The sequence below is a fragment of the Providencia sp. LY12 genome (assembly GCF_057621555.1).
Genome location: NZ_CM172594.1, coordinates 1,358,204 through 1,374,725 on the forward strand (window position 1 = coordinate 1,358,204; position 16,522 = coordinate 1,374,725).

The 16,522-nt window shown below is 40.1% G+C and carries 16 protein-coding genes; 11 read left to right on the top strand and 5 right to left on the bottom strand.

Annotation, left to right across the window (positions count from 1 at the left end; translation table 11 throughout):
• Window positions 1–9: 9 nt before the first annotated feature.
• Window positions 10–1,707, bottom strand: a complete 1,698-nt coding sequence (locus tag ACY3ZI_RS06185) for an NAD-dependent malic enzyme (protein ID WP_036949699.1) — start codon at window positions 1,705–1,707, stop codon at window positions 10–12.
• A gap of 430 nt (window positions 1,708–2,137) precedes the next feature.
• Here ACY3ZI_RS06185 and ACY3ZI_RS06190 point away from each other — a divergent pair, with 430 nt between their 5' ends.
• The 5 genes from ACY3ZI_RS06190 to ACY3ZI_RS06210 all read left to right on the top strand — a co-directional run bounded on the left by ACY3ZI_RS06190 (window position 2,138) and on the right by ACY3ZI_RS06210 (window position 5,358).
• On the top strand, window positions 2,138–2,776 hold the full coding sequence (locus ACY3ZI_RS06190) for a hypothetical protein (protein WP_211884988.1): 639 nt from the start codon (window positions 2,138–2,140) through the stop codon (window positions 2,774–2,776).
• A 143-nt stretch (window positions 2,777–2,919) separates the two neighbouring features.
• Window positions 2,920–3,387, top strand: coding sequence for a hypothetical protein (locus ACY3ZI_RS06195; protein WP_487376490.1), 468 nt, complete (start codon window positions 2,920–2,922; stop codon window positions 3,385–3,387).
• 26 nt (window positions 3,388–3,413) lie between these two features.
• Entirely contained in the window at window positions 3,414–4,106 is a 693-nt protein-coding gene (locus ACY3ZI_RS06200; protein WP_487376492.1) for a hypothetical protein, read from the top strand.
• Window positions 4,107–4,116: 10 nt separating this feature from the next.
• Window positions 4,117–4,503 (top strand): hypothetical protein, encoded by a 387-nt coding sequence (locus ACY3ZI_RS06205; protein ID WP_487376493.1) that lies wholly within the window; start codon window positions 4,117–4,119, stop codon window positions 4,501–4,503.
• Window positions 4,504–4,641: 138 nt separating this feature from the next.
• On the top strand, window positions 4,642–5,358 hold the full coding sequence (locus ACY3ZI_RS06210; protein ID WP_487376495.1) for a hypothetical protein: 717 nt from the start codon (window positions 4,642–4,644) through the stop codon (window positions 5,356–5,358).
• Window positions 5,359–5,490: 132 nt separating this feature from the next.
• On the opposite strand, the gene cdd is transcribed toward ACY3ZI_RS06210, so the two are convergent.
• The 4 genes from cdd to metG form a co-directional block, all read right to left on the bottom strand.
• Complete coding sequence (gene cdd / locus ACY3ZI_RS06215; RefSeq protein ID WP_487376497.1) at window positions 5,491–6,387, bottom strand: cytidine deaminase; 897 nt, start codon at window positions 6,385–6,387, stop codon at window positions 5,491–5,493.
• Window positions 6,388–6,566: 179 nt separating this feature from the next.
• Complete coding sequence (locus tag ACY3ZI_RS06220) at window positions 6,567–7,262, bottom strand: CidB/LrgB family autolysis modulator (RefSeq protein WP_036949690.1); 696 nt, start codon at window positions 7,260–7,262, stop codon at window positions 6,567–6,569.
• Window positions 7,262–7,729 (bottom strand): CidA/LrgA family protein, encoded by a 468-nt coding sequence (locus ACY3ZI_RS06225; protein ID WP_132494380.1) that lies wholly within the window; start codon window positions 7,727–7,729, stop codon window positions 7,262–7,264. The genes ACY3ZI_RS06220 and ACY3ZI_RS06225 overlap by 1 nt, the downstream gene beginning before the upstream one ends.
• A gap of 168 nt (window positions 7,730–7,897) precedes the next feature.
• Window positions 7,898–9,925, bottom strand: coding sequence for a methionine--tRNA ligase (metG, locus tag ACY3ZI_RS06230; protein ID WP_211884993.1), 2,028 nt, complete (start codon window positions 9,923–9,925; stop codon window positions 7,898–7,900).
• Window positions 9,926–10,163: 238 nt separating this feature from the next.
• On the opposite strand from metG, the gene apbC reads away from it, so the two are divergent.
• The 6 genes from apbC (at window position 10,164) to asmA (ending at window position 16,478) form a co-directional block, all read left to right on the top strand.
• The gene (gene apbC / locus ACY3ZI_RS06235) at window positions 10,164–11,276 is read left to right on the top strand and encodes an iron-sulfur cluster carrier protein ApbC (RefSeq protein ID WP_006662269.1); all 1,113 of its coding nucleotides are present in this window, start codon (window positions 10,164–10,166) and stop codon (window positions 11,274–11,276) included.
• Window positions 11,277–11,494: 218 nt separating this feature from the next.
• Window positions 11,495–12,055 (top strand): LemA family protein, encoded by a 561-nt coding sequence (locus tag ACY3ZI_RS06240; protein ID WP_487376500.1) that lies wholly within the window; start codon window positions 11,495–11,497, stop codon window positions 12,053–12,055.
• A gap of 29 nt (window positions 12,056–12,084) precedes the next feature.
• Window positions 12,085–13,041 (top strand): zinc metalloprotease HtpX, encoded by a 957-nt coding sequence (gene htpX, locus ACY3ZI_RS06245; RefSeq protein ID WP_211884995.1) that lies wholly within the window; start codon window positions 12,085–12,087, stop codon window positions 13,039–13,041.
• 170 nt (window positions 13,042–13,211) lie between these two features.
• Window positions 13,212–13,856, top strand: a complete 645-nt coding sequence (gene udk / locus ACY3ZI_RS06250; protein WP_036949681.1) for a uridine kinase — start codon at window positions 13,212–13,214, stop codon at window positions 13,854–13,856.
• A gap of 65 nt (window positions 13,857–13,921) precedes the next feature.
• Window positions 13,922–14,503 carry a dCTP deaminase gene (dcd, locus tag ACY3ZI_RS06255; RefSeq protein ID WP_211884996.1) on the top strand — a complete coding sequence of 194 codons (582 nt, stop codon included), beginning with the start codon at window positions 13,922–13,924 and terminating at the stop codon, window positions 14,501–14,503.
• Between the two features lie 112 nt (window positions 14,504–14,615).
• Entirely contained in the window at window positions 14,616–16,478 is a 1,863-nt protein-coding gene (asmA, locus tag ACY3ZI_RS06260; protein WP_487376502.1) for an outer membrane assembly protein AsmA, read from the top strand.
• Window positions 16,479–16,522 lie beyond the last annotated feature (44 nt).

A 16,522-nucleotide genomic window follows, 5' to 3' on the forward strand; every position in this document is an offset into this window, starting at 1 on the left:
TACAGTTAGTTAGAATGAAGTTCGTTTATAGACACGATATTCTGGTTTCCAGAAATTGTGCTCAATCGCTTCATCTAATGCGCTATCTGATGTCATGGTCGCCACGCCTTGAACTTGCGCTTCTTTAGCCACTTGTTTTGCTATCACGCGGGAAACATCTTGGATCTCGGATAACAGTGGTAACAGTGGACCTTCACCCTTTTGTGCCAGTGGTGAGCAGCTTGCTAACGCACGGCTTGCTGCCATCAACATGCCATCAGTCACACGTTTTGCACCGGATGCAATCACGCCTAAACCAATACCAGGGAAGATATAGGAGTTGTTGCATTGCGCGATAGCAAAGATTTTGTCTTTATAAGCCACTGGTGGGAATGGGCTACCTGTGGCTACTAATGCCTGACCTTCTGTCCAGTTGATAATATCTTCTGGGCGCGCTTCAACACGAGATGTCGGGTTAGATAATGGCATCACGATTGGGCGAGGGCAGTGCTTGTGCATCTCTTTGATGATTTCTTCGGTGAATAGACCGGCTTGACCAGAAACACCAATCAGTACTGTTGGCTTCGCATTACGCACAACATCTAACAGTGAAATAGAGTCACTGTTGACATCCCAATCTTGCAAGTTAGCGCTGTTTTGCGTCAATTTGCTTTGGAAATCCAGTAAGTTTGGCAGTTTGTCTGTCAATAATCCGAAGCGGTCAACCATGTAGATGCGCGCACGCGCTTCTTCATCACTCAGACCTTCAGATTTCATTTGGGCAATAATTTGCTCTGCAATACCACATCCCGCAGAGCCTGCGCCCAAGAATGTGACGCGTTGGTCGCTCAGTTTGCTACCCGCCGCATGGCTGGCGGCAATTAAGCTACCAAGAGTAACGGAAGCGGTGCCTTGGATATCATCGTTAAAGCAGCATAGTTCATCGCGATAACGGTTTAGTAATGGCATCGCATTTTTCTGTGCAAAGTCTTCAAATTGCAGCAGCACATTTGGCCAGCGGCGTTTTACAGCTTGGATAAATTCTTCAAGGAATTCATCATACTCTTCGCCAGTAATACGCGGATGACGCCAGCCCATGTACAGTGGGTCATTCAGGCGTTGTGGGTTATTAGTACCAACATCAATAACAACTGGCAAGGTATACGCAGGGCTAATACCACCACAGGCGGTATACAGGGATAATTTACCAATTGGAATACCCATGCCGCCAATACCTTGGTCACCTAAACCAAGAATACGCTCACCATCTGTCACAACGATAACTTTTACGTTTTGTTTAGTGGCGTTTTGCAGCATGTCATCGATGTATTCACGGTTTGGATAAGAGATAAACAAACCACGCGCACGGCGATAGATATCAGAGAAATGTTCGCAAGCTTCACCCACTGTTGGGGTGTAAATGAGTGGCATCACTTCGGTTAAGTGTGCATCAATCAGGCGATAAAATAGGGTTTCGTTGGTGTCTTGAATATTACGCAGGTAAATATGCTTATCAATATCTGTTTTAAAATCAATTAATTGGCGATAAGCACGTTCAACTTGTTCTTCAATAGTTTCAACTTGTTCAGGTAGTAGGCCATACAGGTTGAAATTAGCGCGTTCTTCTTCTGTAAAGGCGCTTCCTTTATTCAGTAAAGGAAATTCGAGTAAGATTGGACCAGCGTAAGGAATGTATAGGGGACGTTTTGTTTCGTGTTCATGTTCCATGAAATATCACTCTTCGGACGATTAGTAAGCAACTGTCAGGTTAGATCCTAAGCTAAACAAAAAATATGTACAGTAAATAATGCTACAAAACAGTTAAATTTTTTACTGAATATTATGCGTTATATGATAAGGAAATTATCTACAGAAGGGAATTTTAGACGAGGTTTGTTTTACTATTACAACGAATGGATCACGCTTATTTAAGTTCGCCGATGCTTTTATCACGATATCAATCTTTTCAACGCAGTATGTGGTTTTGTTATAGGTTAAATTAATTTAACTGTTCAGTGGAAAATCAGTAATTATGGTGCGCTCGGTCGCTAGATGCTGATCCTGCTAAATATATTTTTATATATCATATATTGCCGCATGTTTTTAATTCATTTAGTTTTAATTTTCTTTTTATAAAACTATAAGATTGGTAGCTTTTATGATAAGGAATTTCACGTTAATTATTTTTATGCTCTTTCTATGTGCTTGTCATGGTTCAAATGATGTAAATAAAAACAATATTATTGAAAATAGTAATTCCTATGGCGAATATCAAAATAAAGAGCCTTCAAGGTTTCTTATTGCATTACAATTTATGTATCTTGCTGAATTTAAGAAAAGTTCAAGTTTAATAAAAAATTATGATTACAAAAAACAGGATTATAGAAAGATTTTTCATAGTTTTATTATTTTAAATAAGAAATGTTTTGATGAAGGAATTGATTATAAAGAAGCAAGTAAACTTTACTATGATTCACTGGATAGGTCTAACATACCTCATGATGCATGGTTTTTTAGTCATATTTTTAATGCATTGGATGAGAAAGATAGTGAGATAATATGGAAAGGATATCTATATGCAATAAATAAAGGCGGGAGAAAGGAAGAAACAGCAGTATTAATGAAAATATGGTATTCAATGATTAGAGAAGCGACAAATTCATCATCAGAGAAACAAAAGGAAAGTATAGCTTGGTTATCTATAGTGAGAAAAATGCCAGTGATGAATAGTATCGAAAACACAATTAGTGAGATATGGACTAACGCTGTTCTTGCTAACATTATGGAGGGAGACTAGTGGGGGTAATATGGCATCAAAATAAAAAATTATTGTTATGTTTTATTTTGTTATTTTTCTCCTTTCAATCTATAGGTTCGGAGCCTAAGAAAGATAGTGTATCTATTTTTAACATAATTATACTTGAATATATAAGAGTGACTATGGATGAATATAAAAAACCATTGTCAAAAGAAAAAATGGATAAAGTCCATTATGAATCTGCATTGGCATATGCGAATTACTTAAAGTCTTGGTTTGAATTAAATAAAGGTGTAGAGGTTAGAACGGAAAGAATTAAATTTAACGAGGCTAAAATTATCAATGAAAATGGATTTAAAGCAGCGAATTTACCCTGCGATGCATGGTTTTTTGCTGATATTTATGATGTTTTTGATGAAAATGAACGAAACAAATTTTGGAGGGAAATGAACGCTAATTCCGAAAGGGAATCCGAGGAGAAAATATTTGTTGATTTGTGGTTTAAAATGAAGGCTGAGGCAGAAAGCACTTCAATTGAAAAACGTAAAAAAAGCCAGCGATGGTTAGAGAGAATGAGGAAAATTCCCCTAGTTATTGAAATTGAGAAAACCATGACGATGGTTAAAGATAGTTTTCGTTATAAAAAATAAGTTTTTGAAAAATTTGGAGGCGTAATATGCCAATAAAATTTATTTTTTCTATATTTATCTTGTTAATTTCAACTTTATCGATGGCAGATAATCGCCCCGGTTTTGTGTGTGGGAGGTTTAGCGATACAGTCATTGAAGTGCCTGGCAACTATGTCTACCCCTTTGCGGAATATGAAGGTTATAGTTATTTCGATCCAAGATTCTTAGAAAATAAAAAAGGTTGCGATGCAAATTTTCGAGTTTTGCCATTAGTAATGAGTTGGCCTGAAATGAAGCCTTTTAATAAGAATGAAAATGGAAAAAATAAAAAACTTAGATTTTCTATAGAACCACTAGATGGTGATCCTAAAGGTTACCTTGAATATAAAAGATATATTTATATTGACAGGGGAGAGGAAAAAATTAAAGGGGATGTTTCATATGATGAAAAACTGAATCTATATTTTAATGAAGTAAAACTCAAGAAGATGAATAGATATATTGATCCTGAAAATGATAGATATGGTTATTATTGGCGGATAAATAATGATGAAATAAGTGATTTTTTTGATTGTTTATGGATACCTTTAGATGGCCGATATAGTCAATGTGATGGTTTTTTTCTGATACCAAAACTAGGGGTTAAAGTTGAAGTTATTATAAAAATTGAAGATTTAGTTATTTGGGATGAAATAAAGAGCGATGTTATTAACTTTATTTATAAACATATAAATCAATAGGAGTTTACATATGAATAATGAAGTCAATAGACAAGGAAGTGTAGCATTAACGTGGACTGATACATCAAAAGCTTTAAAGATTTTAATATTAACTAAAAGACCTGAGTTAATGTATGAATACTTTGCTAGTAAAGGTGACCGATATGCATTACTAGCAAATAGCGTTGTCAAAGGCGATTCTTTTTCAGGTAAATTTGCATTGAACTACTTAGAAGAAGTTATAATTGAAAATGGTCAAATATGCAATGAGACTAAACTTGAAAAAATACGTTTTGATATGGCTTATGCTTATATATATGAGCAAAGGAGTAGACTTAAAAATGGTGTTACAGAGATAACAGGAGATATTAATTATAAAGAAGCAATGGCATTTCATGAGCGTGTTTTTAAAAAATAAAAATTACCCGCGGAAGCGTGGACTTTACAACCTGTCTTTAATGTCATCCCTGATGAAAAAGATAGAGAGGTATACTGGCAAAAAGCGCTGGATGCTGTAGGTGATACGGAAAAGGAGGCCGAATTAAGTTTAAGCACTATGAATATTATGTTTGAAAGTTTATATGATGCGCCTGCAAATAAACAATTGCAAACCCATCGCTGGATGAGAAGAGTGATAGACATAGACAATGCAGTAGATACCGTGACATTAACTTTTAAAAAAACGTATGGTTTTTTTGAACCGCCTTCACTAAGAATCGATCTTAATGAAGCTCTAGCATTAGCATATGAAACGGGAAATCCATTAATTGATAGAGGAACTAATCGACTATCATTTTGGGATTACCCATCTGAAAACATTAATAAATATTCAATACAGACTGATTGGGTTGGACAAACGGATTTTGAGCACAAAGATCGCCTTTCTGAATATTACCTTGAACGCCCTGCCTATATATTGCCAGAAACCGGATTATTTGATTCTCCATCGGTCAATTACAGCCCCAATGTTAATAAACACAATGCCATGATAGATGATGTTATTGGCAACATTCCTTTTGCTGGCTATTCCAATAATCATTCACCATTTGAAATAACGGCTTCAGAACACCGAGGATACCCAATGAGTGTATATAGACCGAATGATTTTCAAATAGGTGAGTGTCAAACGGATCGAACCGTTGATAGCTTAAGAGACCATATGTCTTCCATGGACCACTCATCAAGCTCGTTTGATAGAGATTTTAGGGTGCCTCAGGCCCCGAGTATGCACAGTGGTGGCTATAGCAGCTCATCATCCAGATTCTCATTTTAATTTTATTAACACTCAATAACGTTTTAATAAAAAACGGAGGTTATTGAAGTTGATAAACTCACAATAACCGCCGTTATTATCTTGAAATATTTAATTTGTTTTCAGTTAAATATGGTTTAAATGAAATAGCGTTTAAATGGAGTCATCCAAATAAATACGCTCCACTTTTTGGCAACCTAACGCGTGCAAGGTATTTTCTGTTGTACACCACTGCTGCACCGTTGCATCTTGTTTTTCCACTAACACTGCTTGCTCAATAGCATGAATATCTTTACCCGCTAAATTCACCATAATTAGCGCAGCTTGTAATGGTGGTAAGCTTGGGTTGAACGCAGCATTTTCAGCGTAACGACCTGTAAACAGAGAGCCATCTTTTAACTGCACAGCAATACCGGAGTGAGATTCGCTGTATGGTGCGTGAGATTGGTTCGCAGCTTCAACCGCAGCAGATAACAATCTATCGCGACTTTGGTTTTGATAACCATGGTTAACATTGTCGAGCAGCAATGTGGTGATATTCAGATCCGATGGACCGAATGAATCAGGTAAATAATCATGAAGTGTCGCGGCTTGGCGTTTTGGTAAATGCACCATGATCTTACCGCCTTCACGCAGCTCATTCATAAATTGTCGGCAGTGACCACAAGGTGTGTAGTTGACGGTAATTGAGGTTAATTGCTTTTCGCCTTTTAACCACGCATGGGTAATGGCACATTGTTCAGCATGGATAGTTTGACCAATAGAAACATGGTTAAATTCCATATTTGCGCCGAAATAGATATTACCGCTGATCCCGCAAGCGATTGCGCCTACATTAAAGCGAGAAATTGGTGTGACAGCGTAAGCCGCTGCGAAAGGTAATAATGAAAAAGCGAGTTCGCTGTCCGTGCATCCACTCTCAGCTTTAATATGCTTAACTTGCTCAGCGGTCAACATAGCTGAGAAATCGGGTTTGTCCATAATAGGCTTTAGGACAGACTGTAACTTTTCTGGAAGTTCGGCCCAAGCGGCCTTGAATCTTGAATGCATGAGTAACCCTCCCTATTTAATTGTTTTCATTCTATTCAATTAATAGGGTGATTGGATGTGATCGCGATCACTTCATGAATGCAATCAATGAAACAAATTCATTAAATGAGAGATGTATCTCAAGTTTTTACACTGAAATTTGCATAAGAGAGGTAAATAACCTCTCTTATTGATTTAGTTTAGCTAAATAAGTGAAGAATAACAGGGAAGATAAAAGGCGCAATTAACGAGGTGATCACCCCGCAGGTCATTAACGCTAATGAACTGTAAGCCCCTTCAATATAGTTAACTTCCGCACAACGCGCAGTTCCCAAAGCGTGAGAAGCGGTACCCATCGCCAAGCCTCGTGATGCATGGGTGCGAATACGCAAAACATCAAATAGGCTATGACCGAACATCGCCCCTAAAATCCCGACAAAAAGTACGCAAGCGGCACTAATTGCTGGGATGCCTCCGACTGAATCGGCAACTGCCATGGCTATTGGTGTTGTGACCGACTTAGGTAATATTGAACCTGCAATATCCGGTGTAGCCCCTAGCCACAGTGCAATAGTTGCCCCCGTAAACATCGCCACAATACTGCCAGCAAAACAGATACTAAATAGGGATTTCCACTGTGCTCTAATCTGGTGCATTTGCTCGTAGAGCGGAAAGGCGAGGGCGACAACGGCCGGCTGTAATAAATCATTGAGTATTTTACTGCCCGCAAAATAGTGCTCATAAGAGGTGTTCGTCAGGATCAGTAGCGGAATAATAATCGCGATAGTTAACAATAATGGGTTCAGAATGGGCAATTTGCACTTAATTGACAGCGCTCTCGCCAAATAGAAAACAACGATAGTTAATGGCAGTGACCACCAAATATGTTCTAACATCACTCTTTCCCCTTGGTTTTATCATTATTGATGGTTGAAGAAATGGGTTCTTCAGGAGGAAGAGGAATTTCATCAGGCTTCACACCCACGATAGGGCGCTCTTTATGGATATAGTTTGAGCTGACCGCGACAACAATCATGACAATAAGCGTACTGGCAATACAAGAGACGACAATCGGGATCATCTGTTGGCTGAGTAAATCATAATAATTCATAATCCCCACACCGATGGGAACGAATAAAATCGTCATGTTTTTCAGCAGGATGCTACATCCAGGTTTTGCCCAGTGAGCAGGGACTATCTGTAATGCTAGCAAAACAAACAGCAGCAACATTCCGACAATACTGCCGGGAATGGAAAAAGGAAGCAGTTTGGAAATTACATTTCCGATGATCAGGCAGAGGTAAAGTATTGCGAAGGCTCGCAAATATTGCCATCCGGTGTTCAATACTTGTTTTAATGACATGGGATTTGTCCTATTACTCGACAGGCATTCATCATACAATTAACTTGAAAATTGTGCCAGAGATCACAAATAAAAACCCATAAAAAAACGGAGCTCACTAAAGTGGCTCCGTTTTGTACTGATATTGGCTAAGTTTGTTGCTCAAATTTCAGAGCGACAATCAATGGCTTATTTAACTTGCATACCTGGTTGCGCGCCATTATCTGGGCTCAGTAGGTAAATGTCTTTACCACCAGGACCTGCTGCCATCACCATACCTTCGGAGATACCAAAGCGCATTTTACGTGGAGCAAGGTTTGCCACCATCACGGTTAAACGACCTTCCAGGACTTTTGGATCTGGATAAGCGCTACGGATACCAGAGAATACTTGGCGAGTTTCACCACCGATATCTAACTGTAACTTCAGTAGCTTATCTGAGCCTTCAACGAAGTCTGCTTGTTTGATCAGCGCAATGCGCAAGTCAATTTTAGCGAAATCATCGAATGTGATGGTCTCTTGAATTGGGTCATCCGCCAGAGGGCCGGTCAACTGCTTAACTGGCTGAGCACTTTGTTTGGACGCTTCTACCATTGCTTCCGCTTTTGCTAATTCAATACGGTTAAATAACGCTTTAAATGGCGCTACGTCGTGGTTCAGTAATGGCGTGTTGATGGAATCCCACGTTAATTCAACTTTCAGGAACTCTTCCACGCGCTTGGTTAAGCTTGGCAGAATTGGTTTCAAGTAAGTCATTAATACTCGGAATAAGTTGATACCCATCGAGCAGATATCTTGCAGTTCTTGGTCTTTACCTTCTTGTTTAGCTACGACCCAAGGTGCTTTCTCATCCACATAGCGGTTTGCAATATCCGCTAATGCCATAATTTCACGCACGGCTTTGCCATATTCACGATTAGTGAAATCGTCACCAATCACTTTTGCAGCATCAACAAATTGTTGGTATAGCGCGGGCTCGGCTAAGTTTGCTGATAATTTTCCAGCAAAACGTTTAGCAATAAAACCTGCGTTACGTGAAGCTAAATTCACCACTTTGTTAACGATATCGCTATTCACACGCTGTACAAAATCTTCTAAATTCAAGTCGATATCGTCGATGCGTGAAGAGAGTTTGGCTGCATAGTAATAACGTAGGCAGTCAGCATCGAAATGATCTAAATATGCGCGAGCGGTAATGAATGTGCCGCGAGACTTAGACATTTTTGCACCATTAACGGTGACATAACCGTGAACAAACAGGTTAGTTGGTTTACGGTAGTTGCTGCCTTCTAACATGGCTGGCCAGAATAGGCTGTGGAAATAGACGATATCTTTGCCGATAAAGTGGTAAAGATCCGCTTTGGAATCTTTGTTCCAAAATTCATCAAAGTTTAAATCGCTGCGTTTATCGCACAGGTTTTTAAACGAGCCCATATAGCCGATTGGCGCATCCAGCCAAACGTAGAAATATTTACCTGGTGCATCTGGAATTTCAAAACCGAAATACGGGGAATCACGGGTGATATCCCACTGTTGTAAGCCAGATTCAAACCATTCTTGCATTTTGTTAGCAACTTGCTCTTGCAGTGCGCCAGAGCGAGTCCATGCTTGCAGCATGTCGCTAAATGCAGGTAAATCAAAGAAAAAGTGTTCAGTTTCACGGATAACTGGCGTTGCACCTGAAACCACTGAACGTGGGTTGATCAGGTCAGTTGGGCTATAGGTTGCGCTACAGACTTCACAGTTATCGCCGTATTGATCTTCCGCTTTACATTTCGGGCAAGTACCTTTTACGAAACGGTCAGGCAGGAACATGCCTTTTTCTGGATCGTAAAGCTGTGAAATGGTTTTGTTTTTAATAAAACCATTACTTTTTAACTTGCCATAAATCAGTTCAGATAACTGTTTGTTCTCTTCGCTATGGGTTGAGTGGTAGTTATCGTAGCTAATCTGGAAGCCTGCAAAATCGTCCTGATGCTCTTGGTTCATTGCAGCGATCATTTCTTCAGGCGTAATACATAATTGCTGAGCTTTTAGCATGATCGGTGTTCCGTGCGCGTCGTCAGCACAGATGAAATGAACCTCTTTGCCGCGCATTCGCTGATAACGGACCCAAATATCAGCCTGAATATGCTCCAGAATATGACCGAGATGGATTGAACCGTTAGCATATGGTAACGCACAGGTTACCAGTAATTTATTCGCGACTTGAGACATAGTAACTTTCTTACTTCCATTATTAATAAAGGGTCTTTGATGTTAACCGATCAATAAAAATGTCGCTAGGGCAATAAAATATTAATCGGCAATTATTAGGAAAAAACACTAGGTGGAAACAAATTTTTACTGTTTGTGGTTTTTCATTCGCTAGGCGGTCACTATTTTTTTCGTTCTCTGCTATCATGCAACGTAGTCAAAAATGTGTAGTTACAAAAAAGAAAATAAAGGAGCCGGGATGAACGATAAATCCCCCGAGCAGAACAAACCAGAACTGCTGACTGAACAAGTCTCCACTGTTTTGGCTTCATTTACACACCCAACTCTCAAGCGCAATCTGATTTCAATCAAAGCATTGCATCGTTGTGCGCTGTTGGACAATGTGTTGCATGTCGAATTAGTTATGCCATTTGTCTGGAAAGGCCCATTCCAAACGCTGATCAGCGAAAAAACGGCTGAATTAAAGCAATTGACGGGTGCTCACGCCGTAGAATGGAAATTACGCCACGATATTACCACTCTGAAGCGCGCCAACGATTTACCGGGCATCAACGGTGTGCGTAATATTCTTGCGGTGAGTTCAGGTAAAGGTGGTGTGGGTAAATCCAGTACTTCCGTGAACTTAGCGTTAGCATTGGCACAAGAAGGCGCAAAAGTCGGTATCCTCGACGCGGATATCTACGGTCCTTCAATTCCGAATATGCTGGGCACTACACTGGAACGCCCAACGTCTCCAGATGGTCAGCACATGGCACCGATTATGGCGTATGGCTTAGCCACTAACTCCATTGGTTACTTAGTCACTGACGACAACGCGATGGTATGGCGTGGTCCAATGGCAAGTAAAGCCTTGATGCAGATGCTACAAGATACGCTATGGCCAGATCTGGATTATCTCGTTATCGATATGCCACCAGGAACGGGTGATATCCAACTGACTCTGTCACAAAATATTCCTGTGACAGGCGCAGTGGTTGTGACCACGCCGCAAGATATTGCCTTAGTGGATGCGATGAAAGGGATTGTCATGTTCAAAAAAGTGAACGTGCCTGTGCTGGGTGTTGTTGAAAACATGAGCGCACATATTTGCAGTAACTGTGGTCATGTAGAGCCTATTTTCGGTACCGGCGGTGCAGAAAAACTGGCTGAAAAATACAATACCAAACTGCTAGGTCAGGTTCCGCTGCATATTTCATTACGTGAAGACTTAGACCGTGGTCAGCCGACCGTAATGCGCGACCCTGAAGGCGAGTTCGCCGATATCTATCGCGAAATTGCGTCTAACATCTCTGCATTGATGTATTGGGAAGGGGATAAGATCCCGACGGAAATCTCTTTCCGCGCCGTGTAATTAAATGGTATCGATAAAGGCTATTTGGTCAGTAATGACTAAGTAGCCTTTTTTATTGCCATAAAATCCGATTCTTTGATTGTTCTGATTTCTTCTCAAACTGTTCCTTTATTGTTGTAGGCTGCGTAGAATGTCGCATAAGTGAATTTCCTAGCCTGAAAATTAACGATATAGAAAATTCAGTCTTTATTCCGTTGGCGAATGCCTAAAAGGTGATTATGAAATTTTTAATTTTTATTGTCGTATTGGTGCTGATTGTTATTTATTTTTATAACCGCATCGTTGCACTACGTGAAGCTGTCGTTTCTAGCGAAACTGAGATTTCAGTTCAATTAGATCGCCGCGGTAAAGTATTTGATAGTTTACTGGCGACGGTGAAAAAATATTTAAGCCATGAAACAGAAGTCTTCACTAAAATTACCGAGCTAAGAAGCCAAGCACAAAATGCGATGGGGGATAAAGCCCGTGAAGCGGAAGATGCGCTGTCCAAGATGGTTAGCAGCGGTGCCATCAATGTAGCAGTTGAAGCGTATCCAGAGCTAAAATCGGATGCGATCATGGCAAATTTACAAGAAGAGATCGTCTCTTCTGAAAATAAACTCTCTTTTGCTAAACGTGGTTATAACCGTTCATTAGAAACGTATAACGCGTATATCGCTTCTATGCCTGCCGCATTAATTGTTGGCATTATTCCTAGCTTGAAAATTAATAAAGAATATTGGCGTTTAGACGAAGCTGACATCAAAACGGAAGAGTCTCGTCGCATTAATTTCGATTAAATGGATGTTGCCATTGGCAGGGTTTTATTATGGATTACAGAAACGTTATACGTAAAAACAATATCCGTACTCGGTTAGTTGTGCTGAGTTATATTGTGCTGATGCTAGTGATTGGTTTGCTGGCGGATACCGCAACCCATCCAGATGAGAGAATGGATTTTACCTCAAACCTGATAGCATTTGCGACATTACAACAACTGCCTGTGGCAACCTTTATTATTCTTGGACTGACATTTTTAGGTCTACTTTATATTCATTTCTTCGGGCATAAATTGATGCTTGCCGGAATGAATGCGAAGGAAATCACCCAAGAAGGCGCTTCAACACCTGAAGAAAGACAGCTATTCAATATCTTGGAAGAGCTGAGCTTAAGCGCGACATTACGTTATGTTCCGCGTCTGTATATTTTAGATACTGACGAACCCAATGCATTTGCGGCTGGCTGGAATTCTCGTAATGCATTAGTCGGCGTCACGCGTGGTTTGTTACAGACGCTAAATCGCCAAGAAGTTCAAGCGGTAATGGCCCATGAAGTGGGACATATTATCCACGGTGATTCTAAATTAACGCTGTATGTGGGTATTTTAGCGAATGTTATTTTGACGGTAACGAACGTTTTTGCTCAAGTGTTTATTCGCTCAGCAGGACGTAGTCGTAATAATTCAGCGAATAAAGCACAAACCATTTTATTATTGATGAATATCGTGTTGCCAATTATTACCAAAGTACTTTATTTTTATTTATCGCGTACCCGTGAGTATATGGCGGATGCGGCAGCGGTGGATTTAACCTCTGATAACCAAGCAATGATTAGTGCTTTGAAGAAAATTTCAGGGGATCATCAAAAGCATGATTATGATGATGAAAGCACCGGACAAGCATACAGACAGGCGGCATATATCTTTAATAAGGGGGATTCTGTGTTTTCAACCCATCCTTCTATAGAGAACCGAATTGCAGCTTTAGAAGGGCGCAAACAGTTTTAAGCTTAGCGCGAAGCTTACGCTTTGAAGAATAAAAATTGGGTGCGTTTTTTTATCAGTCTTTGACGAGATAGACTGGTACAGCGCACCATTACACCCTATAATTCCCGCCAACCATAACACTATGATGTTATGCACTTCATTTCTAAAATTTTTAACCAGGTTACCATTTTATGACTGACATATCGCATCACTGTACCATTGTAGGTATATCGGGCGCTTCTGCATCTGGCAAAAGCCTAATTGCAAGCACCTTATATCGGGAATTAAGAGAAAAGGTTGGTGATCATAATATCGGTGTTATTCCAGAAGACTGTTACTATAAAGATCAAACAGATATTCCTATGGAAGAACGACTCAAAGTGAATTATGACCATCCAAATTCAATGGATCACAGTTTACTTTATGAACACCTCAAAGCACTGAAAAGTGGTCAAGCCGTCGAAATTCCTCAGTATGACTATGTCGCTCATACTCGCAAACAGCAAACCGTCAGTTTTAAACCAAAAAAGGTCATTATTATTGAAGGTATCCTATTATTAACAGACAAGCGTTTACGTGAAGAGATGGATTTCTCTATTTTTGTGGATACGCCGCTGGATATCTGCTTAATGCGCCGTATTAAACGTGATGTTAATGAGAGAGGAAGAACATTAGACTCCGTGATTGAACAGTACAATAAAACGGTTCGCCCAATGTTCTTACAATTTATTGAACCATCGAAACAATATGCCGATATTATCGTACCTCGTGGCGGTAAAAACCGTGTGGCGATTGATATTTTGAAAGCGAAAATTGGTGAATTCTGTCAGGACTGATAGCGTCAAATATCACCAGCGATAAGCTGCCATAAATATATAAATAATGAAGGGGGAAAGTGATCATGCGTCTTTGTGACCGCGATATAATTCAGTGGATGGATGAAGGTCGACTTGTTATTAGCCCGCGTCCACCGATTGAACGGATCAACGGAGCGACCGCGGATGTTCGTCTTGGGAACCAATTTCGTGTTTTTCGTGGACATACTGCGGCATTTATTGATCTTAGTGGACCAAAAGATGAAGTCAATGCGGCATTAGACCGTGTGATGAGCGATGAAATTGTTCTTAAAGAGGACGAGCCTTTCTTCCTTCACCCTGGTGAATTGGCTCTGGCAGTTACGCTAGAATCCGTCACGCTGCCCGACAATTTAGTCGGTTGGTTAGATGGGCGCTCTTCACTAGCAAGACTTGGACTAATGGTTCACGTCACAGCCCACCGGATTGATCCAGGCTGGCGTGGTCAAATTGTGTTAGAGTTTTATAACTCAGGTAAGTTACCTTTAGCATTACGTCCGGGCATGGTAATTGGTGCACTAAGCTTTGAACCGCTATCAGGCAGTGCAGACAGACCTTATAACAGCCGACAAGATGCAAAATATAAAAACCAACAAGGTGCTGTTGGTAGCCGTATTAGCCAAGACTAATACAGCAAGATAGCGAGCGGCCTCTTCTATGGAGTTTGAAGAGGTCAGCAATCGCTAGCGTCAAGGAATGACAGGCGAAAGGTGTGACAAATAAAGTAAAAGAGAGGGATGCATGAAACGGTTTTTAACGACGCTGATTATTTTACTTGTGGTGGTAGTAGCGGGGCTAACAGCTTTAGTGATGTTAGTGAACCCGAATGATTTTAGAGGCTACCTCGTTCAACAAGTTGAGAAAAAAAGTGGTTACCAACTTGATTTCAAAGGTGATATGCGTTGGCATGTATGGCCAACACTGAGCATCATTACGGGTCCCGTCTCGGTCACTGCACCTAACGCCAGCCAGCCTGTTTTAAGTGCTGAAAATATGCGCTTAGATGTGGATTTATGGCCACTAATTTCCCATCGACTGTCTGTTGAGCAAATTGTCATTGATGGGGCGGTAATTCGCAAAACACCTGAGAGTGAACCGATTACGACGGTTAACACTCCTGTTGCCCCTGGCGGTAGCCAAGCACCTTCCGATACAACAGATAAAAGCAAATGGTTACTCGATATCAGTAAAATTGATATCACCAACAGCTTAGTTATCTGGCAAACATCAAAAGATGAATACAACCTACGCAATATTAATCTGTCACTGAAAAAAAGTGATGATAAACAAGTTGCGATGAAATTCAGCGGTAATTTAAATAAGAACCAACAAGAATTTAATTTTGATATTAAATCAGATATCGATTTATCTAAATTATCTCAGCAGGTAAGTGGAAAAATCACGCAGTTTGATTATCAACTTAGTGGTGTTGATTTACCAGAAAATGGTATTAGCGGAAAATTCACCTCAGACTTTCTGTATACAAAAGCAAATTCAGGGGCGATTAGTCTTGATAATCTTGCCATTCAGGCAAATGACAGCCAATTAGTAGGGACAATCAATGTCAATTTAACCGATATTCCTGATGTAACGGTGAATCTATCCTCGCCTACTTTGAATCTCGATACGTTAATTGGGCAGGCACCAGCTGCGGGTAAATCGAATACAGCCAATGCAGCTTCTGAAAATACCGTCAGTAATAATGAGCGTGTTGGCGTGAAGCCCGTTATTTCGGGTTCCAACATGCAGAAGTATGATTTAACGGGATTGAAAGGATTTACTGCTCAATTTGATGTCTCGATGGACACATTGATTTATCGCGGCATGTCGATGACCGGGGTAAAAATTAAGGGCGATAACCAAACACCACGTTTAACGATTTCTCAGTTAGAGGGTAATGCGTTTGGTGGACAATTTTCACTACCTGTGACCATTAACTACAACGCTATCCCTGCTCAGGTTTCAGCAAAACCTGTATTTAATAATATTAATCTTACTCCGGTATTAAAGGCATTTAGTATGCCTGAAAAACTGAGCGGAATTATTTCATTAAATGCTTCGTTATCAGGTACTGGCTACGATGATTATGCGGTTAAAAATCAGTGGCAAGGACCGGTTAATTTTGCACTGCGCAGTGCTAAATTGGCGGATTTAAACATTCCGCAATTGATCCAACAATCGGTGTCCCGTTTCACTAATAAAATCAATATGCCAACGGATACCAACAGCTTCACAGAAGTGGATTTATTCACTGTGTCGGGATATCTCAATAAAGGCAATATGAATATTTCCTCCCTTAAAGCAACGTCTTCACTGCTGAATATTACAGGGCAAGGGCGCGTGAATATTCCAAAAGAAACCATCGATGTTAATTTAGGCGTAAATATTCTTGGCGGATGGGCAGGGGACTCTCGTTTGGTTCAGCAGTTGCGTAGTATGAATATTCCACTGCGTATTTATGGTGGTTGGAATAACTTACAGTACCAATTGGATGTGGAAAAATTACTGCGTAATGAGCTACGAACTCAAGCGAAAGAAGCCATTGGTAGCTTCTTGAAAAAAGAAGAAAATAAAGGGCTTAATGATTTATTGAATGCATTGTAATTTGGATGGTATAGAACCGCCCAAAAATGAGCGGTTCTATATTT